General features: G+C 59.7%; 25 protein-coding genes. 7 read left to right on the top strand and 18 right to left on the bottom strand.

Annotated elements, in window-relative coordinates:
- The first annotated feature begins 83 nt into the window (after nucleotides 1-83).
- A complete protein-coding gene (locus tag Q5H92_RS03355) occupies nucleotides 84-1,316 on the top strand; it encodes an NAD(P)-dependent oxidoreductase (protein ID WP_305010066.1) in 1,233 nt (410 codons plus the stop codon).
- A gap of 41 nt (nucleotides 1,317-1,357) precedes the next feature.
- Here Q5H92_RS03355 and Q5H92_RS03350 read toward each other — a convergent pair whose 3' ends face one another.
- From Q5H92_RS03350 to Q5H92_RS03335, 3 genes are all read right to left on the bottom strand, one after another.
- Nucleotides 1,358-2,803: a T9SS type A sorting domain-containing protein gene (locus Q5H92_RS03350; RefSeq protein ID WP_305010065.1), complete on the bottom strand. Its 1,446-nt coding sequence runs from the start codon at nucleotides 2,801-2,803 to the stop codon at nucleotides 1,358-1,360.
- Nucleotides 2,804-2,985: 182 nt separating this feature from the next.
- Nucleotides 2,986-3,414: a CsbD family protein gene (locus Q5H92_RS26605; protein ID WP_369811108.1), complete on the bottom strand. Its 429-nt coding sequence runs from the start codon at nucleotides 3,412-3,414 to the stop codon at nucleotides 2,986-2,988.
- A gap of 197 nt (nucleotides 3,415-3,611) precedes the next feature.
- Nucleotides 3,612-3,866, bottom strand: coding sequence for a hypothetical protein (locus Q5H92_RS03335; protein WP_305010064.1), 255 nt, complete (start codon nucleotides 3,864-3,866; stop codon nucleotides 3,612-3,614).
- Between the two features lie 272 nt (nucleotides 3,867-4,138).
- Here Q5H92_RS03335 and Q5H92_RS03330 point away from each other — a divergent pair, with 272 nt between their 5' ends.
- Nucleotides 4,139-5,692: a tetratricopeptide repeat protein gene (locus tag Q5H92_RS03330; protein WP_305010063.1), complete on the top strand. Its 1,554-nt coding sequence runs from the start codon at nucleotides 4,139-4,141 to the stop codon at nucleotides 5,690-5,692.
- Nucleotides 5,693-5,887: 195 nt separating this feature from the next.
- Here Q5H92_RS03330 and Q5H92_RS03325 read toward each other — a convergent pair whose 3' ends face one another.
- The gene (locus Q5H92_RS03325; protein ID WP_305010062.1) at nucleotides 5,888-6,250 is read right to left on the bottom strand and encodes a hypothetical protein; all 363 of its coding nucleotides are present in this window, start codon (nucleotides 6,248-6,250) and stop codon (nucleotides 5,888-5,890) included.
- A 169-nt stretch (nucleotides 6,251-6,419) separates the two neighbouring features.
- Here Q5H92_RS03325 and Q5H92_RS03320 point away from each other — a divergent pair, with 169 nt between their 5' ends.
- The 3 genes from Q5H92_RS03320 to Q5H92_RS03310 all read left to right on the top strand — a co-directional run bounded on the left by Q5H92_RS03320 (nucleotide 6,420) and on the right by Q5H92_RS03310 (nucleotide 9,141).
- Nucleotides 6,420-6,821, top strand: a complete 402-nt coding sequence (locus Q5H92_RS03320; RefSeq protein ID WP_305010061.1) for a hypothetical protein — start codon at nucleotides 6,420-6,422, stop codon at nucleotides 6,819-6,821.
- 126 nt (nucleotides 6,822-6,947) lie between these two features.
- Entirely contained in the window at nucleotides 6,948-7,958 is a 1,011-nt protein-coding gene (locus Q5H92_RS03315; RefSeq protein ID WP_305010060.1) for a hypothetical protein, read from the top strand.
- A 127-nt stretch (nucleotides 7,959-8,085) separates the two neighbouring features.
- Nucleotides 8,086-9,141, top strand: a complete 1,056-nt coding sequence (locus Q5H92_RS03310) for a DUF3089 domain-containing protein (RefSeq protein WP_305010059.1) — start codon at nucleotides 8,086-8,088, stop codon at nucleotides 9,139-9,141.
- A gap of 2 nt (nucleotides 9,142-9,143) precedes the next feature.
- Here Q5H92_RS03310 and Q5H92_RS03305 read toward each other — a convergent pair whose 3' ends face one another.
- From Q5H92_RS03305 to rplM, 5 genes are all read right to left on the bottom strand, one after another.
- Nucleotides 9,144-9,467, bottom strand: a complete 324-nt coding sequence (locus Q5H92_RS03305; protein ID WP_305010058.1) for a hypothetical protein — start codon at nucleotides 9,465-9,467, stop codon at nucleotides 9,144-9,146.
- Nucleotides 9,468-9,532: 65 nt separating this feature from the next.
- Entirely contained in the window at nucleotides 9,533-10,369 is an 837-nt protein-coding gene (gene tsf / locus Q5H92_RS03300) for a translation elongation factor Ts (protein WP_305010057.1), read from the bottom strand.
- Nucleotides 10,370-10,523: 154 nt separating this feature from the next.
- Nucleotides 10,524-11,291 (bottom strand): 30S ribosomal protein S2, encoded by a 768-nt coding sequence (rpsB, locus tag Q5H92_RS03295; protein ID WP_201977389.1) that lies wholly within the window; start codon nucleotides 11,289-11,291, stop codon nucleotides 10,524-10,526.
- A gap of 18 nt (nucleotides 11,292-11,309) precedes the next feature.
- Nucleotides 11,310-11,696, bottom strand: a complete 387-nt coding sequence (gene rpsI / locus Q5H92_RS03290) for a 30S ribosomal protein S9 (protein ID WP_208176116.1) — start codon at nucleotides 11,694-11,696, stop codon at nucleotides 11,310-11,312.
- Between the two features lie 110 nt (nucleotides 11,697-11,806).
- Nucleotides 11,807-12,259 (bottom strand): 50S ribosomal protein L13, encoded by a 453-nt coding sequence (gene rplM, locus Q5H92_RS03285; RefSeq protein WP_305010056.1) that lies wholly within the window; start codon nucleotides 12,257-12,259, stop codon nucleotides 11,807-11,809.
- A 212-nt stretch (nucleotides 12,260-12,471) separates the two neighbouring features.
- Between rplM and Q5H92_RS03280 the strand changes: the two genes are divergently transcribed.
- The gene (locus Q5H92_RS03280; RefSeq protein WP_305010054.1) at nucleotides 12,472-13,935 is read left to right on the top strand and encodes a putative hexosyltransferase; all 1,464 of its coding nucleotides are present in this window, start codon (nucleotides 12,472-12,474) and stop codon (nucleotides 13,933-13,935) included.
- A gap of 8 nt (nucleotides 13,936-13,943) precedes the next feature.
- Here the strand turns inward: Q5H92_RS03280 and Q5H92_RS03275 are convergent, their stop codons facing one another.
- The 7 genes from Q5H92_RS03275 to recA form a co-directional block, all read right to left on the bottom strand.
- Nucleotides 13,944-14,657, bottom strand: a complete 714-nt coding sequence (locus Q5H92_RS03275) for an RluA family pseudouridine synthase (RefSeq protein ID WP_305010053.1) — start codon at nucleotides 14,655-14,657, stop codon at nucleotides 13,944-13,946.
- 53 nt (nucleotides 14,658-14,710) lie between these two features.
- The gene (locus Q5H92_RS03270) at nucleotides 14,711-15,106 is read right to left on the bottom strand and encodes a hypothetical protein (RefSeq protein ID WP_305010052.1); all 396 of its coding nucleotides are present in this window, start codon (nucleotides 15,104-15,106) and stop codon (nucleotides 14,711-14,713) included.
- A gap of 52 nt (nucleotides 15,107-15,158) precedes the next feature.
- Nucleotides 15,159-16,226, bottom strand: coding sequence for a sensor histidine kinase (locus Q5H92_RS03265; RefSeq protein ID WP_305010051.1), 1,068 nt, complete (start codon nucleotides 16,224-16,226; stop codon nucleotides 15,159-15,161).
- Between the two features lie 141 nt (nucleotides 16,227-16,367).
- On the bottom strand, nucleotides 16,368-17,063 hold the full coding sequence (locus tag Q5H92_RS03260) for a response regulator transcription factor (RefSeq protein ID WP_305010050.1): 696 nt from the start codon (nucleotides 17,061-17,063) through the stop codon (nucleotides 16,368-16,370).
- 132 nt (nucleotides 17,064-17,195) lie between these two features.
- Nucleotides 17,196-17,867, bottom strand: a complete 672-nt coding sequence (locus tag Q5H92_RS03255) for a hypothetical protein (protein WP_305010049.1) — start codon at nucleotides 17,865-17,867, stop codon at nucleotides 17,196-17,198.
- Between the two features lie 91 nt (nucleotides 17,868-17,958).
- On the bottom strand, nucleotides 17,959-18,738 hold the full coding sequence (locus Q5H92_RS03250; protein ID WP_305010048.1) for a DUF3108 domain-containing protein: 780 nt from the start codon (nucleotides 18,736-18,738) through the stop codon (nucleotides 17,959-17,961).
- Between the two features lie 169 nt (nucleotides 18,739-18,907).
- The gene (gene recA / locus Q5H92_RS03245; RefSeq protein ID WP_201977602.1) at nucleotides 18,908-19,939 is read right to left on the bottom strand and encodes a recombinase RecA; all 1,032 of its coding nucleotides are present in this window, start codon (nucleotides 19,937-19,939) and stop codon (nucleotides 18,908-18,910) included.
- Nucleotides 19,940-20,348: 409 nt separating this feature from the next.
- Here recA and Q5H92_RS03240 point away from each other — a divergent pair, with 409 nt between their 5' ends.
- Entirely contained in the window at nucleotides 20,349-21,443 is a 1,095-nt protein-coding gene (locus Q5H92_RS03240; protein ID WP_305010047.1) for a lipid A deacylase, read from the top strand.
- A gap of 69 nt (nucleotides 21,444-21,512) precedes the next feature.
- Here the strand turns inward: Q5H92_RS03240 and Q5H92_RS03235 are convergent, their stop codons facing one another.
- The gene (locus tag Q5H92_RS03235; RefSeq protein ID WP_305010046.1) at nucleotides 21,513-22,058 is read right to left on the bottom strand and encodes a GNAT family N-acetyltransferase; all 546 of its coding nucleotides are present in this window, start codon (nucleotides 22,056-22,058) and stop codon (nucleotides 21,513-21,515) included.
- 105 nt (nucleotides 22,059-22,163) lie between these two features.
- Nucleotides 22,164-22,589, bottom strand: a complete 426-nt coding sequence (locus tag Q5H92_RS03230; RefSeq protein WP_305010045.1) for a hypothetical protein — start codon at nucleotides 22,587-22,589, stop codon at nucleotides 22,164-22,166.
- Nucleotides 22,590-22,628 lie beyond the last annotated feature (39 nt).

Here is a 22,628-nt window from a genome sequence, read left to right as displayed (position 1 = left end):
TTCGCTGCGCTCAGGATGACAGCCGATTTCACATTCTACCCACCATTACCTCACCCCCTCCTCACCCAATGCAATTCCCACCCATGTCCCTCACCATCGGCCTCATCCGCGAAAGCAAAACCCCACCCGACAAGCGCGTACCGCTCACGCCCAAGAAATGCACCGAAGCGCTGAGCTCGTTTCCTAACCTGCGGCTGGTGGTGCAAAGCAGCGCCGTGCGCAGCTACTCCGACCAGGAGTACCGCGACCTGGGCCTGGAAGTGCGCGACGCCGTGGCCGACTGCGACGTGCTGATGGGGGTGAAGGAAGTGGCCATCGACCAGCTCGTTCCCAATAAAACTTACTTCATGTTTTCGCACACCGTGAAGAAGCAGCCCGCCAACCGCAAGCTGCTGCAGGCCGTGCTTCAACACAACATCACGCTGGTTGATTACGAGTTGCTGACCAACGAGCGCGGCGAGCGCATCGTGGCTTTCGGACGCTACGCCGGCATTGTGGGCGCCTACAACGCCCTGCTCACCTACGGGCGCAAGCACGGCCTGTATGACCTGAAGCCGGCCTACGAGTGCGTGGACATGGACGACATGCAGGAGGAATTTTTCAAAGTGAAGAAGCTGCCGCCCATCAAGATGGTGGTCACCGGCTCGGGCCGGGTGGCGCAGGGCGCGCTGGAGGTGCTCGACCGCATGGGCATTCGGCGCGTGAGTGTGTACGACTACCTCTACCTCACGTTCAACGAGCCGGTGTACACGCAGCTGCGCAGCTCCGACTACAACCGCCGCCGCGACGGCCGCGTGTGGGATACCCAGAATTTCCATCAGGAGCCGGAGGCTTACGAGTCCACGTTCGGCAACTTTCTGCCCGTTACGGACCTGCTCATTGCCTGCGCCTACTGGCACCCGGCGGCGCCCCGGCTGTTTGAGGAAGCGGACACCCAGCGCCCCGACTTCCGCATCAACACCATTGCCGACGTGACCTGCGACGTGGACGGCTCCATTCCCACCACTAAGCGCAGCAGCTCCATCGCCGAGCCTGCCTTCGACTACAACCCCGCCACCGGCGAGCTGGAGCCGCCCTATTCTCGGCCGACAAACATCACCGTGATGGCCGTGGACAACCTCCCCTGCGAGCTGCCCCGCAACGCCAGCCGCGACTTCGGCCGCCAGCTGCTCGACAACGTGCTGCCCCACCTGCTGGGCTCCGATGCCGAAGGCGTGATTGCGCGCGCTACCATTGCCAAGGGCGGCCAGCTCACGGAACGGTACGCATATTTGGCTGACTATGTGGCGGATGGCAATGCCGCGCCCGTGGCCTGAAGCTCGTAGGTTCTGGCAGGTATGCTTCGCCCTCGGCGGGCTTATTCCACGGCTATGCGCCGCGTCACGAAACCGTCGGCGTATTGCACCCGCAGCACGTAAGCGCCGGTTTGCAGCCGTGCGACATCAAGCGCCAATTCGGGTTGGCCGACGGCCCGTGCCAGCACCACGCGGCCCAGGGCATCGAGCAGTTCTACGCGTTGGGGCCGGCTCGCCGCATCGAGGGCAAGGTGCAGTTGGCCGTGGGCGGGCACGGGCCAGGCTCGCGTAGACGCCATAAGCTGCTGGCTGCTCACCTTTAGTACATTGCCGTCGAGCAGCCGCACGAGGCCGATGATGGTTTGCCCCCCGACACTCAGGAAACTACCCGCTACCATGATGGCCCCGTCGGCTTGCACCAGAATACGTTTCACCGCAGTAGTCGGGCCATTGGCTGGCAGAAAACTGGCGTCGGGGGCCAGCGTGCTCAGCACGCGGCTGAGGCCCGGCTGCGAGGTGGGCAGCGTCGTGCGGGTTCCCAATAGCACGCGGCCATTGGGCTGTACGGCCAAGCTGCTGGTGTTGGCAAAAGACAGGTTTTGGACGGTGCCAGCTGTGCCACCATTGGGCAATAGATGGTTGAGGCTTGCGCCCGTAATAAATGGAGACGTGTCGGTGTAGAAGTAGCTGGTGTAATACAGGTCGCCATTGAGGTCCTGGCCAATGGCCGTCACCACGGGCCCACCGCCCAGGCCGGTGTTCAGGCTGAAAACTGCGGTGAAAGAAGGGTCGAGGGCCCCGCTTGGAAGGAGTCGAAAAACGCAGGAGCCACTGCCGAAACGGGACCCGTTCACATTGTAAAATCCGGCTACCACCAGCTTGCCATTGGGCTGCACCACCAAGTCGCTGGCATTATAGCGTGGAAAATTGAGGTCGGCCTGGCCCGTGGTGCCATCCAGCGAGCGAAGCCAGTCTTCGCTGGTGGTGGTGCCCGTCAGCTGCGTAGTGCCGGCCGCGAATACCCGGCCACTTGGCAACACCGCCACCCGGTTAATCGAGCCAATTGCAAATGGCGGCGCAAACGCGGCATCGAGGGTGCCGTTGGGCAGCAGGCGAGCCAGGCCTGCCCGGCTTGCGCCCGCAATATTCTGAAAATCACCGCCCACCAGTACTTTGCCATCGGGCTGCACCAGCACGGCTCGAACTTCGCGGTCAGGGCCGGCTGCGGCCGGCCAGGTGGCATCGGGCACACCCGTAGCGCTTAGCTTGGCTAGATTTGTGCGGGCCACGCCGTTTATCTGCGTGAAATTGCCCCCCACAATGTAACCGCCGCCGGGCAGCTGCACGACGTCGTTAATCTGCCCTGGGACGTTAAACGACGCGCCAATTTGGTAGATAAGGGTGGCTTGAAACCCCGGGTCGGGTGCCTGGGCCCACGCTGCTTGTTGGGTGAGTAGCACCAATATCCCCAACAAGCCATACCACCAGCGTAAAGAGTTTGCCTGCATAAAATCCAGCGTTAAGTACAACTGCCGAATAAGCAAGAATAAAGCCTGTTTTTAGAAACAGCGTTGTAACAAGCAGTGCATCAACAAAAAAGCCCCTTCTGAAACCAGAAGGGGCTTTTTGTGACGAAGCGGCCGTGTGTGGAGCTGGAAGGCGCGGTTACTTCATCGGGGAAATGCGGAAATTAGAAGGTCTTGTTGAACCAAGCTTTGATGTCGTCCACAGCGTGGCCGGTTTTCTCCTGCAGCTTGCCGAACCACTCGTCCTGCTTGCCTTCCTGGTAGTCGAGGTCATCGTCGGTGAGGTTGCCCCACTTCTGTTTGGCTTCGCCTTTAATTTGGTTCCAGTTGCCGCGGGCGCGCAGCTCGGTGCCGCTCTCCGACGCCGTAGCGTTGTCGGTTTTTTCGTTGAACCAGTTTTTGATGCTATCGATGGTTTCGCCGGTTTTCTCTTGCAGGCGGCCAAACCATTCGTCTTGTTTGCCTTCGTGGTAGGTCAGGTCGTCGTCGGTCAGGTTGGCCCATTTCTGTTTGGCTTCGCCTTTCAGCTGGTCCCAGTTGCCTTTTGCCCGCAGTTCCGTGCTGTCGCCGATGTTATTGTTGTTCAAGTCCATGATTGAAAGGGTGGGAAGGAAATGTGAAAAGAAAAGGTGATTTGTGAGCTTGTACGCGGCGCTGCACGGCCGTGTTTATCGTCTCGTCCCGAATGCCCGAATTTTGCACCAGCCGCCGTGTTTCTGCCCAAGAGGCTAAAACGCAAAAAGCCCCGCCATGCGAATGGCGGGGCTTTTCAGTCGCTGAATGATTCAGCTTACTTCTGAGGGGTGGCGGGCGTTTCTTCAATCACGCCGTTGGCGGGCGTGTTGCGCACCACGGCGGTGTCGCCGGGTTCGCGGGCCATGTCAGCTTTAACGGTGTCAACGGCACCTTCCACGGCGTCGCCAGTGGCGGTGGCAGCGTTTTCGGTAGCGGTGGCCGCCTCATCGGCTTTTTTCTCGGAGCACGAAGCGAAGGTGAACGTGCCCAGGGCAGCCACCAGCAGCAAGGTTTTGAAGGAAGTCTTCATGTGATGATAAGGAAAGGAATGATTGAAAAATGTACCCTTTATCGGGCAGGAAGCAAAAGGTAACCCGGCAAAATGCTGCGGCCGAGCTTATCGAGGGGCTGTAAGCGGGAGCGAAGGGGAGAGTAAGACCGTCAGGCAGAGCGCCGCGCGGCATCTTGGCCTCGGAAGTAAATAATTGTCATTGGGATGCTACGCGGTGCTCTGCCTGACGCCCTTTTTTATATCCTGCTTCTCTTAACGCCACAACCGCGCGGGCGCCGTAATTTGGCCGCATGGACGACTTGCGCACGACGCTTCTCACGCTGGCCCCCGACGAGCGCCGCGACTTTGGCGTGTTCATTCAGCGGCAGCGCCGCAAGGCCGCCGGCCGGCAGGATTCGCGCCTCTACGAGCTGCTGGTGCAGGCCAAAGAACTTAAGCCCGAGCAGCTCATCGCCAAGCTCTACCCCGACGAGCCCAACCCCGTGGCCTACTACGCGCTGCGCAAGCGCCTGCTGCGCCACCTCACCGATTTCCTGCTGCTGCGCCAGCGCCAGCTCGATACCACAGCCGCCGCCTCGGTGCGCGGGCAGCTCACCCTGGCCCAGTACCTGTTCGAAGCCGGCATTCCGCGCCTGGCCTGGAGTACACTGCGCAAAGCCGAAAAGCTGGCGCGCGAAAACGAGCAGTACGAGCCCCTGAATGCGGTGTACAACCTCCAGATTCAGCACGCGGGCTCGCCCCACGCCGTGCCGCTCGACGAAATACTGCCCCGCTACCGTGCCAATAAGAAGGCCGCCGACGAGGAAGAGCGCGCCAATATTGCCGACAGCCTGCTGCGCCAGCGCCTGCGTGAGTCGCGGGCCCGGGGCCGCGCCACCGTGGCCGTGGATGGCATTTTGCAGCAGATTCTGGCCGAGTACGACCTACAGGAAGCCTTCGCCCGCTCGCCCTCGCTGCTGAGCCGGCTTATGTCCATTGCCCGCAACGCCATGCTGGTGCGGCGCGATTTCACCTCCTTCGCACCCTTCATCGAACGCTGCTACAACCTCATGGAGCGGCGCCACGGCTTCGCGCCGGCGCAGCGCGGGCACCAGCTGCGGCTGCTCTACATGCTGGCGCACGCACTCTACCGCTCGCGCCGCTTCGCCGAGTCGGTGGCGTATCTGGAGAAGGGGCAGGCGCTGATTGCGGCCGGCCCGGCCCGGCAGTTTGGCGAGCTGGTGCCGCGCTTCACCTTCCTGCTGGCGGCCAACTACGCCTTTCTGCACCGCAACGCCGAAAGCATTGCCCTGCTTGAAAGTGCCCTGCGCGGCGCCAAGCCGCTGGCCGCCGCCGACGACCTCACGGCCCGCTTCCAGCTCTCGTTCCACTACTTCGCCGAGGGTAAATTTGCCAAAGCCAACCAAAGCATGCTCAGCCTCAACCGCACCGACCATTGGCTGGAGCAGCACCTGGGCTTGGAATGGATGGTGAACCGCAACATCGGCGAGCTGCTCATCCAGTTCGAAATGGGCAACCAGGAGCTGGCCCTCACCCGCCTGCGTGCCATTGAGCGGGCCCTACGCGAACAGTTTCCGGCCGTGCCCGCCACCGACGAAGCGCCCGCTGTGCCCGTGGGCGGCCCCTACCAGGCCGTGCTGCTCTACCTAAGCCTGGTGCGCGAAGTGGTGGAAGACCCCGCCGCCGCCCGCCGGCCGGAGTTCACCGACCGGGTGTGGCGCATGCCCAATTTCCTCTCTTCGGAGCGCGAGGACCTGCAGGTACTCAGCTTCTACGCCTGGCTGCGCGCCCAGACGCTGGGCCGGCCCTACTATGACGTGCTGCTGGAGCTGGCGTATGCGTGAGGGCGAGACTAACAACACCGTCATGCTGAGCGCAGCCGAAGCATCTCGCGTGTGGTAGTAACTCAATCGCAAGAAAAGAATTACTACCACACGCAAGATGCTTCGACTGCGCTCAGCATGACGTTCAGACAATCATGCACAAAAGAGGCCCGAACACAGCTGCATTCGGGCCTTTTTGCAATATTCTACAGCAGCCTACTTTTTGGCGGCTTCCTTCACGTTGGCTTTGGTTTGTTCGGCCGAGCGTTCGGCGGCATCGCCGAGGGCCTTCATTTTGGCTTCCAGCTTATTGCCAGCGGCGTCGAGCTTTTCACCGGCCGCATTCATTTTGGCGTCCAGCTTTTCGCCGGCGGCCTCCAGCTTGGCATCGGCTTTGGCAGCGGCGGCGTCGATTTTGGCGCCGGCCTCGGCGGCCGAGCCGGCGGGGGCGGTGCTGTCGGTCGTTACGGTGGTGGTCGTGGTGCCGTCGGCAGCGGTGGTCGTCTCGGCGGTTTTGGTTTCGCAGGCCGTGGCGGTGAGAGCCACGGCAGCAGCCATGAACAGGGATTTCAGCGACATTTTCATGATGAAATAAAGTGGCGGTAAATGGATGAGCTTAATAAAAAGTGGCGGCAAAAGGTAACCCGGCTCGCCGGCCCGGGGCGCAAATCGGCAACCGTGGCCGGGCTAACTTTTTAGCCGCCGCCCTAGTATAGCCCCTTACGCATTCTCTCTTTTTCGCATTCTCATGGACTCAACCGCCAACATCCCGCAAACGCCCGCCACTCCCGAAGTGCCCATGGCCGTGAGCGACCAACAGAATTCCGCGCTGCTCGACGATACCCTCACTTTCCTCACCGCCAGCACGCCCACCAATTCCGGCCCCCAAGGCTTGGCCGAAGTAGAGCGGTGGCAGGCGGTGTTGGCTTCCTCTGAGCGGCCGGGCCTCGCCAAAATCAAGCAGGAGCTCAACCAACTCAACGAGCTGCTGACCGATTCCAAAACCCCCGCCCACGACATTGCCGAACTCCTCGCCAGCCTCGGCGCTGAAACTGCCAAGGTGGCCGAAGATGCCGGCGGCGACTATAGCAGTCCCCTCACCAATCTGAGCAAGCTGCTCATCAAAGCCGGCAATACGCTCTCGAAGTAAGCCGGCGGCTTGCAGCCTCCTTAACCATTGTAGCGCGAACTTTGTAGTTCGCGTCGCCACGCTGCCCGGAAAATTCCGGCAGCCCGTGGCCGACGCGAACTACAAAGTCCGCGCTATTGCTTTTTTATGTCCCAGCTAACCCCAGCCGACCTGCTGCCCTACGACCCGTTCGACGGCATGCGCTTCGGCCCCGAAACCTGCTTCCTCAGCGGCCAGCCCGTCGGCCCCGCCGATACCGTGCCCGTGTTCGCCGAGTGGCTGCAAAACAGCTACAACCTGGCCGAGCGCCCCATTCAGCTCCTCGACCAGCGCACGGTTCTCATGAAGGATTTGCGCTTGCCCGCCAGCCCCGCTGCCCGCCAGCGCATTGAAGAACTGGAGAGCAGGGTAGAAGCCGCCGCCGCGCAAGGCCCCGCCGCCCTGCGCGCCCTCGGTGACGACACGGTGTTCCTCTGGCTGGGCAAAATGTTCTACGGCATCTTCATCACCGAACTGCTGAACGAATTTGAGCCCCTAATAAAGCCCAAGTACCCGCTGGCCGAAAACGCCGCGCTGGTGCGCCGCTTCCAGGCGTTTTTTCAGCTGCTACAGGGCCTGCGCGTACCCACCGAGTACGCCGACTTCGTGCCTGGCTCCGTGTTCGTGCTCGAAGCCGACCCCACCGAGGACATCACACCCTTCGAATACGACGATGACCTGAACACGCTCGTTTTCAGTATCAAGCTCGATAAAGCGGTACTGGTAGCCTGTCTGGTCGATATCGGCCTCGTGGGCCAGGCCATGCGCAAGGTCTACGCTGACGCCCAGCGCCCGCTGCACCCCGTCCAAATTGCCGAGTTCAAGGCCCGCGTGTACTACGCCGCCCACCTGCTGCACGTCGTGCCCGACGTATACCCGCGCCACCCGCGCCCCGGCGACACGAAAATCGTCTTCGATGCCCTCATCGACGACGTCACCGGTGCCATCTTCAACCCCTGGGAAAACAGCGCCTACACCCAAACCCTGGCCGAAATGTGGCAGCGCTGGGGCATCAGCCTCGCCGACTTAGTAGCCAAACCTGCCGAGCCGCTAAGCTTGCTCTACAACCCCGACGGCACCCCGCGCGAGCTGAAGCACTGGCCTGCAACTATTCAGTAAAAACCGAGGAACGTCCTGCCGAACGCCCTCGAACCACTGCACCGCGCCGCCGTAGCTCCCCTCTCCTGTGGAGAGGGGCCGGGGGTGAGGTTCCGGCGTCAGGCGGCGCGTTGTACGAAGTTAAAATATGCTCCGGTTATCCTCTCACCTCCGCACCGCGCTGATTCTGTTGCTGCTCCTGCCGCTAAATGGCTGCATCCGGCTGCTGCTCAAGCCCGGCCGGGAATTTGAAAAATACACGCCACCACCCGCACCCGATTACGCGCAGGCCAGCAGCTGGGCCGCCCTGCCCACCCAACGCGACTCGGCCGATGCCGTGCCCCAGCATTCTACGTTGCGCGACCAGCAGGCCAATGCCGCTATCGATGTGTTTTTCGTGCATCCCACCACCTACTACTCGCCCCGGCACTGGAACGCCGACGTGCGCAAAAAGTGGCTGAACAAGTACACCGACCGCACCACCATCAAGCAGCAGGCCAGCGTGTTCAATGCCACCGGCCGCATCTACGCGCCGCGCTACCGTCAGGCCACCCTCTTCTCCTTCCTCGACAAAGAACCCAATGGCGAGAAAGCCCTGGAGCTGGCCTATTCCGATGTGCGCTCCGCCTTCCAATACTACCTCGCGCACTACAACCAGGGCCGCCCGTTCATCATCGCCAGCCACAGCCAGGGCACCGACCACGCCACGCGCCTGCTCCACGAGTTTTTCGACAAAGACACCAAGCTGCGCCGCCAACTCGTAGCCGCCTACCTCATCGGCTTCCAGGTGAAACCCAACGAATTCCTCACCATTAAACCCTGCCCCGACTCGCTGGCCACCGACTGCTTCGTCGCCTACAACACCTCCGATGCCGGCCACGAGTCGCCCATGTTCCAGCCCAGCATCGCCGTCAACCCCCTCACCTGGACGCTCGATTCCACTCTAGCCCCGGCCAGCCTCAACCGCGGCGCGGTCAGCATCCGCTTCCGGCACGTCCACCCCAACTTCACCGATGCCCAGATTCACCACGGCCAGCTCTGGGTGCACGCGCCCCGCTTCCGGGGCTTCCCGCACTTCCCGCCCTCCGGCAAGAAGAAGCTGCGCTACTCCCGCCACATCGCCGATTATGCGCTGTTTTACATGAACATCCGCGAGAACTCTAAGGCGCGGGTGCGGGCGTGGTTGAAGCGTCATCCGGAATAGAATCAGGCTGATTTCAGAAGCTTTATTACATCATGAACCAGTGAGGGATATTTTTCTGGCACAAATGAATCGCAGAAATCTTCGTAACCAATCGCGAAATATTCATCGTGCCAGTTATTCCAACCTTCAAAATTTTTGGCGGAGTGCATAGCCAAATCATGGAGTAAATCGGACAACCCGGCGATGTATGCCATTATCTCATCGTGGTTTAGCAGTGGAAACCACGGGTTGATAGTTTCTTGAGATGCTCGGTGGCTTAAGTTGCGAATGTCAACCAAACCCACATAGAGCACTCTGCGATAAATAGCTTCTTTTTCTTGGGTCATAACCACAAAGAAAAGCCCCACTGGCACGATGCCAGCGGGGCTTTCAATTTAGCTAAAAACGGCAATTAAGCGCCGATAGCCACGCGCTTGAAGTCCGTTACGGTCATGCCTTTCGACTTGCTGTCGAGCAACTGGGCGATGGTCATCGAGCCGTCTTTCACGAACTCTTGGTTCAGCAGGGTCTGCTCTTTGTAGAACTTGTTCAGCTTGCCCTGGGCAATTTTCTCCAGCATGGCCTCGGGCTTGCCTTCGGCACGCGCCTGCTCTTTGCCGATTTCAATTTCGCGCTCCACCGTAGCCGAGTCCACACCGTCTTTGTCAACGGCAACGGGCTTCATGGCCACGATTTGCATGGCCACGTCGCGGCCCACGGCAGCAGCGTCGGCCGAACCTACGTTCTTCAGGCCCACGAGCACACCTTTCTTGCTGTCGGAGTGGATGTACGAAGCCACTTTCTCGGCGGTCAGCGTTACGTAAGTCAGGTCCAGCTTCTCGCCGATTTTGCCGGTCAGGTCGGTGATGTGCTCCTGAATGGTCAGGCCATCGTCCTCTTTCACGGACAGCAGCTCCTCTTTGGTCGCAGCGTTAGTGCGCACAGCGGCATCCAGGATGCGCTGCACCAGCTCGCGGAAGTTTGCCACTTTGGCTACCGATTCGGTTTCGCAGGCCAGGGCCACCAGCTTGCCGTTGGTGCCGTCCTCGCTCACGTTCACGGCCACGAAGCCTTCCGACGTTTCGTTCTCGGCGCGCTTGTCAGCGATTTTCTGACCGGCCTTGCGCAGAATGTCGCGGGCAGCTTCGAAGTCGCCATCGGCTTCGGTCAGGGCTTTTTTGCAATCCATCATGCCGGCACCGGTCATGGTGCGGAGCTTGTTTACGTCTGCGGCGGTAATAGCGGCCATTGGAAGTAGCGCGGACTTTTAGTCCGCGAATTAAGTGAATGGTTGTTTTTTGAGAAAAGTCGCGGACTAAAAGTCCGCGCTACGAAAAGAAAAAGGGAACCTCCGGAGCCTAGACTACTCGAAGGTTCCCTTTTTTCAAAGAGCTCGGAAGGGACTATTCTTCGTCAGCAGCCGTTTTTTCAGCAATGGCAGCCTCGTCGGCTTCCTTGCGGTCGGCGTCTTCTTTGTCAACTTTGCGCTCCGACAGGCCGTCTTCGATTGCCTTGCCAATCACGCTCACGATGAGCTGAATCGACTTCGAGGCATCGTCGTTGGCAGGAATCGGGAACTGCACCAACTCGGGATTCGAGTTGGTATCGCAGATAGCGAATACCGGGATACCCAGTTTGTGGGCTTCTTTCACGGCGATGTGCTCGCGCTTCACGTCCACTACGAACAGGGCAGCGGGCAGACGGCCGAGGTCGGCGATGCCGCCGAGCACGCGGTCGAGCTTCTCGCGCTCGCGCTGCATCATCAGCTTCTCGCGCTTAGCCAGTGCCGCGTAAGCGGTGTTCTCTTTCACCATCTTGTCGATGGTGGCCATCTTCTTCAGGCTCTTGCGAACCGTGGCGAAGTTGGTGAGCATGCCGCCCAACCACCGGTCGGTCACGAAAGGCATTTTCAAACGCTCGGCTTCCGTCGTAACGATTTCCTGCGCCTGCTTTTTCGTGGCTACGAACATGATTTTGCGGCCGCTTTTCGCAATGTTGCGAATAGCCTGGGCTGCGTAATCAAGCGAAACCAACGTTTTGTTGAGGTCGATGATGTGGATGCCGTTCTTCTCCATGAAGATGTACGGCGCCATTTTGGGGTCCCACTTGCGGGTGAGGTGACCAAAGTGGGCACCTGCGTCGAGCAGGTCCTTATAAGTCGTCTGAGCCATGATGTATTTCCTCCTGGATTAGCGTTTCGAGAACTGGAACGAACGACGAGCCTTGCGCTTGCCGAATTTCTTGCGTTCCACCATGCGCGGGTCGCGGGTCATGAAACCTTCCTTCTTCAAAGCCGGACGGGTTTCTTCGTTGTCGCTAACCAGAGCCTTGGTGATAGCCAAACGGATAGCCTCGGCCTGAGCCGAAATGCCGCCGCCGCGCACGTTCACCTTGATGTCGTACTGGCCGACTTGCTCGAGGATTGCCAGGGGTTGGTTCACTACGTTCTCCAGCAACTCGTTGCTGAAGTACGATTTCATGTCCCGGTCATTGATAGTGATATTCCCTTGCCCGGCCTGCATGTAGATGCGGGCCACCGAGGTTTTTCTTCTACCAGAGGTGTTGGTAATTGCCATTAGGTTAAAAAAATGTGAAAATGTGCTGAATGTGGAAAATGTGAGAAATGAAGAGGTAGAGAAAATCTCCACATTTTCACATCAAACCACATTTTTCACATTCAAAAGAATTACAGGTTTTTCAGTTCGATGGCCACGGGCTGCTGGGCCTCGTGGGGGTGCTGGTCGCCGGCGTACACGTACAGGTTGCGGTACTGAGCGGCGCCGAGGCGGTTGCCTTGCAGCATGCCTTTCACGGCGTGCTCAATCACGCGGCGCGAGTCGCGCTCCATTTGCTCGCGCACGGTGCGACGCTTCTGGCCGCCGGGATAGCCCGAGTGGGTGATGTAGACCTTCTCGGTCATTTTTTTGCCCGTCACGCGCAGGTTGTCAGCGTTGATAACGATGACGTTGTCGCCGCAATCCGCGTTGGGGGTGAACGAAGGCTTGTGCTTGCCACGCAGGATGTTGGCAATTTGGCTGGCAACGCGGCCCAGCGGGGCCACGCTGGCGTCTACGATAACCCAGCTCTTCTGGGCGTTGGCCTTATTGACGTGGGTCGTCTTGAAGCTCAGGTGGTCCATGAGTCGAAAAAAAGGTATGCTAAACTATTGAATAAGAGAGCGGAGCCGCTAGGGCTCCGGGAAAAACGGACACAAAGGTACTGATTTGTCGCGAAATAGGCAAACGTAGTTGAGTAGTTTTTCTTGGATTCGCTTTCCTCCGGTCCAATCATGAATACCGATAAATGGCAATGCTTGGCTTGAGGGCGTACTTTTGAAGCTTATTGTCGCTTATGAATCCTTCGGCTGCTTTTCCCGATACAACTGCTTCCGACCGCCGTGCGCGGCTGCTCTTAGCGGTATTGTTCCTGATTTCGGTAGTCATGGCCTTCATCACCAAAGGCACTTACGACTCGGGCGACAGCGTGAAGCACTACCTGTTTGCACACTACGCGTTTCAGTACCCGCTCAACTATTTCGATTCGTGGGCCAAGCCGCTGTTTACGCTGCTCTCGTCAGGGCCGGCGCAGGCGGGGTTCATCGGCATGAAGCTGTTCCAATGCATGGTGGTGGCCGTTTCGGCCTGGTGCGCCTACGTGATTGCGCGGGCGTTGCGGCTGCCGGCGCCGGAGCTGGCGGTGCTGTTCTGCTACGCCGCGCCCGATTATTTCCTCATCCAATTCTCCGGCCTCACCGAGCCGCTGTTCGGGCTGATACTCGTGGCCTCCGTGGCGCTGGCCATGACGGGCCGGCCAGGCTGGTCGGCGGCGCTGATTTCGTTTCTGCCCTTCGTGCGCTCCGAGGGCTTTATCCTGATTGGCATCTGGGTGGTGTACTTAGCCTGGGAGCGGCAGTGGCGCTATTTGCCGCTGGTGGTGCTGGGCTACGTGCTGTTCAGCGCGGCCGGCGCCATTGTATTGGGTGAACTTGGTTGGGTATTTGGCCACAACCCGTACGCCACCGTTTCGGTGTATGGGCACGGCGACTGGCCGCATTTTGTGGCCAGTCTGCCGGGCTTGCTGGGCTGGGTGCTGTCGGTGCTGGTGGCGGTGGGCGGGGTGTGCATGCTGCGCGACTGCCTGCGGCCGGCGCGGCGCCGGGAGCCTTTATTCGTTGCCGAACTGCTGCTGGTGTACGGCAGCGCCACCGTATTTATTGCCGCGCACACCATTTTCTGGGCGAAAGGCTTGTTCAATTCCTTCGGCCTGACCCGCGTGCTAGACGTGACGACACCGCTATTTGCCCTGGTGGCGCTTCGGGGGCTGACCAATCTGGCCCTGCTTGGGCGCAGCCCGCTGGCCCGGCGGCGCATTCAAATCGGCTTTGCGGTGGCGGTGGTGCTTTTCCTCTTTACCGGCGCGCGCAATGCTTTCCGCTGGAAGCGCGACTTCACCGTGCCCCCCGACCAGTTGGTGGTGGACCAGGCGGCTGCCTGGCTGCGCCAGACCGGCGACCTGGCCGCCCGGCCCATGGCATACGAGTTTCCCTACGTGTCTGTCGCCACGGGCAACGACCCTTTTACTGCCCGCACTCACCCCGGCATTACGCTAAATAACAACAGCCAAGTCGAGTCGCTACCCGTAGGCACGCTGCTGATATGGGACGACTGGTTTGCCCGCACCGAAGGCCGCGTGCAATTGGCCACCATGCGCGCCGATGCCCACTTCCGCGAACTGTGGCAAACGGCGATGCCCCGCCACCCCGAGCACCCCGAACGCGACACCACGCGCATCGTCATCTTCGAGCGGGTGCGGTAGCGTTCAGCTTACAGGTTCTGCCGCAGGGCTTCCACCAAAACCCGGAAATCCTTTGGATAAGGCGCTTCGACGGAAATTTCTTCACCGTTCAGGCCCGTGAACTGCAGCTTGAGGGCGTGCAGGGCGAAGCGCTTGATGAACGGCTGCTCTTCCTCGCCTTCCTTCATGTTGAACTTCTTCTTCAGCGAAGACAGGTAGAAGTCCTCCCCGCCGTAGTCCTTGTCGCCCACGATGGGGGCCTGCAGGTACATGAGGTGCAGGCGAATCTGGTGCATGCGGCCTGTCACGGGCTCGCACAGCATGAGGGCGTGGCGCTTGAAGGTTTCGAGGGTGGTGAAGTGCGTTTCGGCCGGCTTGCCTTTGTAGGCGAGGCGGGCTTTGCCGCGGCTGGTGGTTTCGATGTTGCGCTCCACCACTTCGTCCTGTAGCTGCGGGGTTCCCCACACCACGGCGTGGTACTGCTTTTTCACCTCGCGGTTTTCGAACTGCATGGCGAGGTGGCGGTAGGCGGCCGGGTTTTTGGCGAAGGCCAGCGCGCCGCTGGTTTCGCGGTCGAGGCGGTGGGCGGCTTGGATGTCGTCGTGGTGCTGGCGGGCCAGGCGTAGCATGTTGGGCGCGCCGCCCACCCGCTCGTCGAGCGTGGCCAGAAACGGCGGCTTGTTGACAACGAGGTAGTCGTCGTTTTCGAAAATAACGAGGTCGGAGAAATTCGGAAGCTTCATAGGAAGCGGCAAAGGTACGGCCCCGGGTGCGCTATCAATTTTCGTTCTGGGCTTTAGGGAAGCATCGTAATTTCCTTGGTTACCGCATTTATTTTGAAAACACGCAGCTTGTTGTCGTCAAAAAAGCTCACAAAGCGGCATTCCATCCAGTCATCCTCAAAGCCCTGATGCAGCCCGTCCGTCCACCAAATATTATCGGGTGCATTGAGCAAGGTCACTTCAAAATGCTGGTCGATATCGTAAACCGTAATGCCGCATCCAGCTACAATGATGTAGTTATTTGAACCCAGAATGATGGCAGAAGCAGGGTCGCCGTAGTGCCACGCAACGGATAAATCTGATTCCTCAAAGTCACTGAGGGTTCGGCAAGTGGCCTTGGACTTCAGATAAACGCTTTCGTGTAAAGAATAAACCTTGTAATCAGCATTCTCTGCTAAGTGCTTAATCATGTGCTATTAATTTTCAGCGCCAGTAAAATACAACCTCTTTATTCTGGAGCTTCTAGTTGCTCACCGGGCTCCCGCCTTTTGGCTTGCTCAGCTTGAATTCCAGTGTAGTGCCCTCGCCCACGGTGCTTTTGACTTTGATGGTGGACTTGTGCGCCTCCACGATGTGCTTGCTGATGGCTAAGCCCAGCCCCGAGCCGCCCGACTCACGCGAACGGCTCTTGTCGATGCGGTAAAAGCGCTCAAAAATGCGGTTCTGGTGCTCGGGTGCGATGCCGCTGCCGTCGTCGCGCACGGCAATGCGAACGGAGGTTTTGCCCTCGACCAGCGACACCACCACGCGGCCATTGTCGCGGCCATACTTGATGGCGTTGTCAATCAGATTGACCAGTACTTGGCGGATGCGGTTGCGGTCGGCCACCACCAGCAGGCCGGTTTCGGGCAGGGTGGGCGGGAATAGCTCGACGGTGGTGCCGCGCCGGGCGGCCTGCTGCTCCAACAGCTCGAAAATGTCGAGCACTAGGGCCACCAAATCGAAGCGCTGGCGGCGCATGCGGACCACGCCTTTTTCGAGCTGCGCGATGGTGACCAGGTCCTGCACGAGGGCGTCGAGGGTATCGAGGCTGGCGGCGGCTTTGCGCAGGAACTTGCGGCGGGTGGCCAGGTCGATGTCGTCGTCCTCGTCGTCGAGAATGGTGTGCACAAAACCCTGGGCGGCGAAAAGCGGTGTCTTTAATTCGTGCGAGACGTCGGCCAGAAACTCGCGGCGCAAGGCCTGCAGGCGCACCAACTCATCGAGTTCCTGCTGGCGGCGCTCGGCCATGAGCAGGATTTCGTCGCGCACGCGCTTCACGGGCTCGGGCCGGAACAGGAACTTGCTGCTGAGCTTCTTGAACTCCTTGCGTTTGATGTGCTCCAAACCCGCGTAGATGCCGTTGATTTCCTTGAAAATCAGCGCTTCAAACGATAAGTATATCAGCAAAAAGCACGCCGCCACCGTGACGCCTGCCGCCAGAAACGCCTCCCGGAACGGCAGCGTGGGGCCGATGCGAGCATACGTAGTGAGCACGCCCGCCACCAGCAGCGCAATGAGAATGGCAATGGTGCGAGAGGAGAGGTTCATAACAACGGTAAGTAATTAAAAAAGCACGTCATGCAGAGCGCAGCGAAGCATCTTGCGTGCAATAGTAAATAATTACCGGTGGCGGGCAAGATGCTTCGCTGCGCTCTGCATGACGTGCTTTTGGCAGCACCTTATCCCCAATCAGTCCACGTTGAACTTGTAGCCCACGCCCTTGATGGTCTGGATGTGATGGTCGCCCACCTTTTCGCGCACTTTGCGCACGTGCACGTCCACGGTGCGGGCCAGCACGAAGACGTCGTTGCCCCAGATATTCTTGAGCAGTTCTTCGCGATTGAAGACCTTGTGGGGGGTGGCCGCCAGGAAGGCCAGCAACTCGAATTCCTTTTTGGGTAGGGTGATTTTTTTGCCGTCCTGGTACACGGCAAAGGCCGTGCGGTCGATGCGCAGGCCGTTGATGTCGATGGCATCGACGGCGCCGTGGGGGTCTTGGTCGCGGCGCTTCACGGCGGCCAGGCGGCCGAGCAGGGCGCGCGGCTTGATGGGCTTGGCGATGAAGTCGTCGGCGCCGGCCTCGAAGGCGGCCACTTCGGAAAACTCCTCAGCGCGGGCCGTCAGGAACAGGATGTAGGTGTCCTTGAACTTGGGCTGCTCGCGCAGCAAGCGGCAGGTGGCAATGCCGTCGAGGTGGGGCATCATCACGTCGAGCAGGATGATGTCGGGGTTGAAGTCGGCGGCGATTTCCAGGGCCTTGCGGCCGTCGCCGGCCGAGGCGGTTTGGTAGCCCTCTTTCTTGAGGTTGAACTCCAGCAGCTCGACAATGTCCGGGTCGTCATCGACCACGAGAATCTTGTACACGGCGGATTTGGGAGTACTCACGGCGTAACGGGCTTAAGTGAAGCAATGGTTGCGGCTACAAAAGTACCGCCCGCCGCGGCGTGCCCCATGTTACGATTATGTGACGAAGGCCCGCCTGCACCCAAAACGCGCTGACTTCCAGTCCCCAAGCTGCTACGATGCCGCGCTGTCATCCGGGGCCTGCGGCTTCAGGCTGAGGGCAATGCTGTAGAACACGTTCAGAAATGCGTAGAGCATGGCGTGAATGGCCCACACGTGCCGGCTGATGGCGGGCGAATATTTCAGCACCAGGTTGCTGGTCAGGAAAATCAGCAGATTGCCCGAGAAGTACAACAGCAGGCCGGTCGAAGCCCAGAACATGGGGTCGCGCTCCAGGTGTCGCGTCACGACCTGGCGGGTGATTTCGCGGCGGAAATAGTAGAATACAAACGTCAGCACCGCCACGCCTTCGATGAAATGCTGCATCGGGCTGAACTCCGCGGTGTCGAGCCGCGGGCGGTAGGTGAGGGCCGTGCCTAACAGAAACACCGCCACCATGGCCGGAATAAAGCGGCTGATGGCCAGCTCGCGCAAGCTGTGGCGGTACATGAGCGCCAGCAGGGTGAATTCGATGGCCGTGTCGATGGGAAACAGAAACAGGTTGGGCCGGTGCTGCCGTTGCAGCGTCATGGCCACGGCCGTCATTACCAGCGCCAGCAGCGTGAGCACCACCAGGTAGCGCATGGCGCGGTCGAGCCGGCGGTACCGAACTACCCCAATAAGCCCGGCAACAGCCAAAGGAACCGCCGAGAAATCGATAATAAATTTTTCAACGGCCAGCCACATATCCACAAATATTAGTTGCCCAGCCCGATAATTCGCGCCGAAATACGGCACCTCTTCGGCCTCATTGCCGATAATACGTTCTTCCCAATAGCTAATTCACCAAATTAAGCCGCGATTTCAGGCCCTGATAGCGCACCATGTCCACCTTCACGGTGCCCACAAACATCTCGGCCTGAAACAGCACCGGAATCTTGTTGCGGTCGTCGGAGAAATACACCGAAATGGCGTTTTCGCCCCGAAACAGCTTGTTGTTGGGCATTTTGGGCACCAGCTTGAAGGCGCGCACGTCGCCGGCTTTGGTTTCCACCACTTCGCGGCCCTTAAACACTACTTCCAGCATAAAATTGTCGCCGTCGAAGTAGCCCGGCACGCGCACCACGTCGCCCACCTTCATGCGGTCGAAATTCAGGGTGCGCAGGTAGTAGAAGCCGCTCACCAGCTCCAGGGTATTGTTGGCCACCTTCACGGTGGTGCGGGCGTTTTCGTGGGTGTGGTCGGTCACCTCGGCCATGTCGTGGAGGTGGTCGAAGTCCACGGTTTCGCGCTTGCGGTAGTTCTTCTCGGCAATCTCGCGCTGGGCCCGCAGGGGCAGAATGCTGGTGGTGTCGATGAGCGCGCGCCATTGGTCGCGGATGCGCAGGAAGTAATCGAATGAGCCGGTGGTTTTGCCGCTCACCGAGGCCTTGTAGCAGGGGCGGCCATTGAAGCGCTCTAAGCTGCCGGAGGTTTCCACAGTGGCCTCGCCGCCGTTGATGAGGCCGTAATGCACCGTGTATTTGATGACCTCGCCGCGCCCGAAGCTGGACTGCGGAATGCTGCGCACGGCATCGCCGGGGCCCAGGGGCAACTGCGCAGCGGCTAATACTAACAAGATAGCGGGGGTAAGAAAAAGCCAGCGGCGGTTCATAAAGGAGTAATAAATAGAAGCGAACCAGCTTTAGACAAACGCAATGCCAGCCCGTAGCAATATCAAATATACGGACGTAAAAAAGCCCGCTGCGGATTGCAACGGGCTTTCAGTTTTACGGGTTTCGCCGCGACTACAGCGTGTCTTCGCCGTCGTCGGCGATGCTCATGTCCACGGGGATGACGTCTTCGTCGCCCTTGGCCATGGTGCGGATTTTGTCCTCAATTTCGGCGGCCAGCTCGGGGTTGTCGAGCAGCAGCGTCTTCACGGCTTCGCGGCCCTGGCCGATTTTGGTGTCGCCGTAGTTGAACCACGAGCCCGACTTGCCGATGATGCCCATGTCGACGCCAAGGTCCACAATCTCGCCGACTTTCGAAATGCCCTGGCCGTAGATGATGTCGAACTCCACCACTTTGAAAGGCGGCGCTACTTTGTTCTTCACCACCTTCACCTTGGTGCGGTTGCCGGTCACGTTGTCCTTGTCTTCCTTGATTTGGCCGATACGACGGATGTCGAGGCGTACGGAAGCGTAGAATTTCAGGGCGTTACCACCGGTAGTGGTTTCGGGCGAGCCGAACATCACGCCGATTTTTTCGCGCAGCTGGTTGATGAACACGCAGCAGCAGCCCGTCTTGTTGATGGTGCCGGTGAGCTTGCGCAGGGCCTGGCTCATGAGGCGGGCGTGCAGGCCCACTTTCGAGTCGCCCATGTCGCCTTCGAGTTCACCTTTCGGCACGAGGGCGGCCACGGAGTCAATCACGATGATGTCGATGGCACCCGACGAAATCAGCTGGTCGGCGATTTCGAGGGCTTGTTCGCCGTTATCGGGCTGGGCAATGAGCAGGTTGCTGGTGTCGATGCCCAACTTCTCGGCGTACGACTTGTCGAAGGCGTGCTCGGCGTCGATGAACGCGGCCATGCCACCTTTCTTCTGCGCTTCGGCAATCATGTGCATCGTCAGCGTCGTCTTACCCGACGATTCCGGGCCGTAGATTTCAATCACGCGGCCGCGGGGCACACCGCCAATGCCGAGGGCAATATCCAGCGAAAGCGAACCCGTGCTGATGCTCGGAATGTCGCCCACCTTGTTGTCGGAGAGCTTCATCACGGTGCCTTTGCCGTAGGCTTTGTCCAGCTTGTCCAGCGTGAGCTGGAGGGCTTTCATCTTTTCGGCGGCGGTGTTCACTTCGCCCTTCTCTGCTTTTTCGGCTTTCGGGGCCGCTTTGGTAGCTAGTGCCATGTGGGGGTGTTTAAGAAAAACGGGTTAGGTTTGGTAAAGTTAACGGTTTTGGCCGGGTCGCAATCGAATAAATCTATTCTTTAGCAAAAGCCCCGAATGGGCTGTTTTGCGGCGGCTTTTTCTAACAGAAAGACCAGTGGTTTGGTGCCGTTGAAAGGCGAAATATATGCGGATTTATCTAAAAATATTAGTTGGCCTTGTGGCTCTGCTAATTAGAGTGGGAGAAGCGCGGGCACAACTCGACAACAAGGCATTTATTCATCCATATCCAGGTATTACACCACTTGTTTTTGGGGTGGAAGTGGATAACCCAAGCCAGCAGGGAATCCAAAGATTGGATTCTGTCAACAGGCTTTGGCAGAAGCGGAAGTCTGAAGAAGTCTACGAAGCGGGCGACCTGCGCCTTTCGCTCAATGCCTTCGTTTTCTTCAAAGACAACGAATACTTCAACAAGATTATCGACGGCTACACGCTCTACGGCACGCAACTGAACCCACAGCTGGTGTACTACCCCAGCAAAAACCTGCGGCTCGAAGGTGGCGTGTTTCTGTGGAAAGACTTCGGCAACCCGGTGCTGAAGGCGGTGCGGCCCACTTTCCGGGCCACCTGGACGCACGGCAAGCAACAGATGGTATTCGGCAACATCCGGGCGAACCTGCACCACAACTACATCGAGCCGATGTTCAATTTCGAGCGGGTGATGCTAAACCCGCTGGAAGAAGGCATTCAGACCATCTACCGCGGCAAGCGCTTTTTTCTGGACCAGTGGGTGGACTGGCAGCGCCAGCAATACCGCTACAGCAACTACCAGGAGGAAGTAGCTGGCGGCCTGAGCACCAGCTACCGCACCAGCCGCGACGGCAGCCGCTGGACCACCACCGTGCCGTTTCAGTTCACGGCCATCCACCACGGCGGCCAGATTGACACGCTTGACAAACCCTTGCAAACGGTGTTCAACGGTGCTTTGGGCCTCGAAACGCGCTACCAGCTGCAAAGCCCCACCGTGCGCGCCGTGCGCTTCCAGGGTTACGTGCTGGGCTACCAGGACTATTCCTTCACCCGTGGCCAATTTCCCTTCCGCAACGGCTGGGGGCTGTACCTGAACGGCACCGTCGAAACCCGCTTTCTGGACGTGATGGTGAGCTACTGGCAGGGCCAGCGCTTCCTCTCGCCGCTCGGGGGCGACTTCTACCAGAGCGCCTCGCGCACCGTCTCGGACCCCGGGTTTCTGGACCCCAAGCGCAAGATTATCATGGTGCGCCTGATGCGCGACGTCCGCATTGCTGACGCGGCCGCCATCACGGCGCGGGTTGAGCCGGTGTACGACCTCAACAGCAAAGCCCTGGATTATTCGCTGGCCCTGTACTTCAACTTCCGGCAGGAATGGTTGCTGGGCAATATCGGCAAGCGCGCGCGGGTAGGGCAGTAGGCTGGTAGCATTAGCTTTGGTTTGAACATCGTTGAACGGCACACCGGCAAGCACAAGCGAAAGCCTACGCTACATCCGCACCAGCCAGAAACGGCGGATTTGACTCATGGCGTCGGAGTTGCGGAACCAGACCGGGCGCTTGGGCGGTGGCTCGGGCTGGAAGCCAATGGCGCGGGCCACGGCCTGGCCCCGTTCGTTGCTCAGGAAGCAGCGCACCAGCAGGCGCTGGCTGCCCACGGGTCCAAAGCCAAATTCGGTCACGGCCGTCAGGGCCTCGCGGGCGTAGCCCTGGCCCTCGGCGGCAGCTGCCAGGTAGTAGCCAATTTCAGCCTGGCCTTTCTGCTGGGGCATGAGGCAGATGTCGCCAATGTATTCGCCCGCCGCGCGATGCCAGATGCCGAACACGTAGAAGCGTCCCGTGCGCCAGTCGTCGGCAAATGCGCTCAGGGCCGCGTCGGCATCGGCCAGGCAGCGCACGGCCTGCAGGCGGTCGGGAAAGGACGGCTGGAAGCGCGGTCGGTCGGCGTGCAGCAGTTCGAAAAAAGCCGCGGCGTCGGCTGGCTCGTAGGGGCGCAGGCACAGGCGTTCAGTGTAGAGCGGGGCGCGGGGCAGCATGGCGTCGAAATACGGCAAAAGCACCGCCAGGGGATGTACGGTCTGAAAAATAAAAAGGCCGCTACTGAACCCAGAAGCGGCCTTTTTAAAAAAAAACTCAAGCGGCTATTTGTTCTCGCCCACGTATTGGCTCGGGCTGCCCAGCGACTGCTGGGTGCGCATCACGTTCACCTGCCGGGCGGCTTCGTTGAAGAATTCGAGGCGGCGAATGAGCATTTCCTTGGCCAGCACCCGGCCTTCGGGCGTGCGCATGGTAGCGCGCTTGTCGGCCAGCACGTGCTGCATGGCAGCCAGCGTCTGGCCCTCGTGCTTCATGAACTGCTGCTGAAACTCGGCCAAGCGGGCCACACCGCTGGCGGTGAGGGTAAAGTTCTCGCCGGCGGCCTGGTTCAGCACTTCGCAAAGGACGTAAACCTCAATGGGCAGGCTGGTTTCGAGGGCCGTGGTGCGCAGGTCGAGGCCGGCGGCCAGGGCGTCGAGGATAATGCGCACGTTGCGCTCAAATTGCTGATAGTAGGCTTGGGCTTCCATGTTGGTATTGGGGCAGGCAGTCGATTAGGATACAAAGAA

This window comes from Hymenobacter mellowenesis, from assembly GCF_030581005.1.
In the GTDB taxonomy this organism is placed as follows: Bacteria; Bacteroidota; Bacteroidia; order Cytophagales; family Hymenobacteraceae; genus Hymenobacter; species Hymenobacter mellowenesis.
This window is presented reverse-complemented; position numbering and strand designations above follow the sequence as displayed.

Bases quoted from the DNA above. Each gene is read 5' to 3' on its own strand.
- Q5H92_RS03355 (WP_305010066.1), top strand. From the start codon at position 84: ATGTCCCTCACCATCGGCCTCATCCGCGAAAGCAAAACCCCACCCGAC.
- Q5H92_RS03350 (WP_305010065.1), bottom strand. From the start codon at position 2,803: ATGCAGGCAAACTCTTTACGCTGGTGGTATGGCTTGTTGGGGATATTG.
- Q5H92_RS26605 (WP_369811108.1), bottom strand. From the start codon at position 3,414: ATGGACTTGAACAACAATAACATCGGCGACAGCACGGAACTGCGGGCA.
- Q5H92_RS03335 (WP_305010064.1), bottom strand. From the start codon at position 3,866: ATGAAGACTTCCTTCAAAACCTTGCTGCTGGTGGCTGCCCTGGGCACG.
- Q5H92_RS03330 (WP_305010063.1), top strand. From the start codon at position 4,139: ATGGACGACTTGCGCACGACGCTTCTCACGCTGGCCCCCGACGAGCGC.
- Q5H92_RS03325 (WP_305010062.1), bottom strand. From the start codon at position 6,250: ATGTCGCTGAAATCCCTGTTCATGGCTGCTGCCGTGGCTCTCACCGCC.
- Q5H92_RS03320 (WP_305010061.1), top strand. From the start codon at position 6,420: ATGGACTCAACCGCCAACATCCCGCAAACGCCCGCCACTCCCGAAGTG.
- Q5H92_RS03315 (WP_305010060.1), top strand. From the start codon at position 6,948: ATGTCCCAGCTAACCCCAGCCGACCTGCTGCCCTACGACCCGTTCGAC.
- Q5H92_RS03310 (WP_305010059.1), top strand. From the start codon at position 8,086: ATGCTCCGGTTATCCTCTCACCTCCGCACCGCGCTGATTCTGTTGCTG.
- Q5H92_RS03305 (WP_305010058.1), bottom strand. From the start codon at position 9,467: ATGACCCAAGAAAAAGAAGCTATTTATCGCAGAGTGCTCTATGTGGGT.
- tsf (WP_305010057.1), bottom strand. From the start codon at position 10,369: ATGGCCGCTATTACCGCCGCAGACGTAAACAAGCTCCGCACCATGACC.
- rpsB (WP_201977389.1), bottom strand. From the start codon at position 11,291: ATGGCTCAGACGACTTATAAGGACCTGCTCGACGCAGGTGCCCACTTT.
- rpsI (WP_208176116.1), bottom strand. From the start codon at position 11,696: ATGGCAATTACCAACACCTCTGGTAGAAGAAAAACCTCGGTGGCCCGC.
- rplM (WP_305010056.1), bottom strand. From the start codon at position 12,259: ATGGACCACCTGAGCTTCAAGACGACCCACGTCAATAAGGCCAACGCC.
- Q5H92_RS03280 (WP_305010054.1), top strand. From the start codon at position 12,472: ATGAATCCTTCGGCTGCTTTTCCCGATACAACTGCTTCCGACCGCCGT.
- Q5H92_RS03275 (WP_305010053.1), bottom strand. From the start codon at position 14,657: ATGAAGCTTCCGAATTTCTCCGACCTCGTTATTTTCGAAAACGACGAC.
- Q5H92_RS03270 (WP_305010052.1), bottom strand. From the start codon at position 15,106: ATGATTAAGCACTTAGCAGAGAATGCTGATTACAAGGTTTATTCTTTA.
- Q5H92_RS03265 (WP_305010051.1), bottom strand. From the start codon at position 16,226: ATGAACCTCTCCTCTCGCACCATTGCCATTCTCATTGCGCTGCTGGTG.
- Q5H92_RS03255 (WP_305010049.1), bottom strand. From the start codon at position 17,867: ATGTGGCTGGCCGTTGAAAAATTTATTATCGATTTCTCGGCGGTTCCT.
- recA (WP_201977602.1), bottom strand. From the start codon at position 19,939: ATGAAAGCCCTCCAGCTCACGCTGGACAAGCTGGACAAAGCCTACGGC.
- Q5H92_RS03235 (WP_305010046.1), bottom strand. From the start codon at position 22,058: ATGCTGCCCCGCGCCCCGCTCTACACTGAACGCCTGTGCCTGCGCCCC.
- Q5H92_RS03230 (WP_305010045.1), bottom strand. From the start codon at position 22,589: ATGGAAGCCCAAGCCTACTATCAGCAATTTGAGCGCAACGTGCGCATT.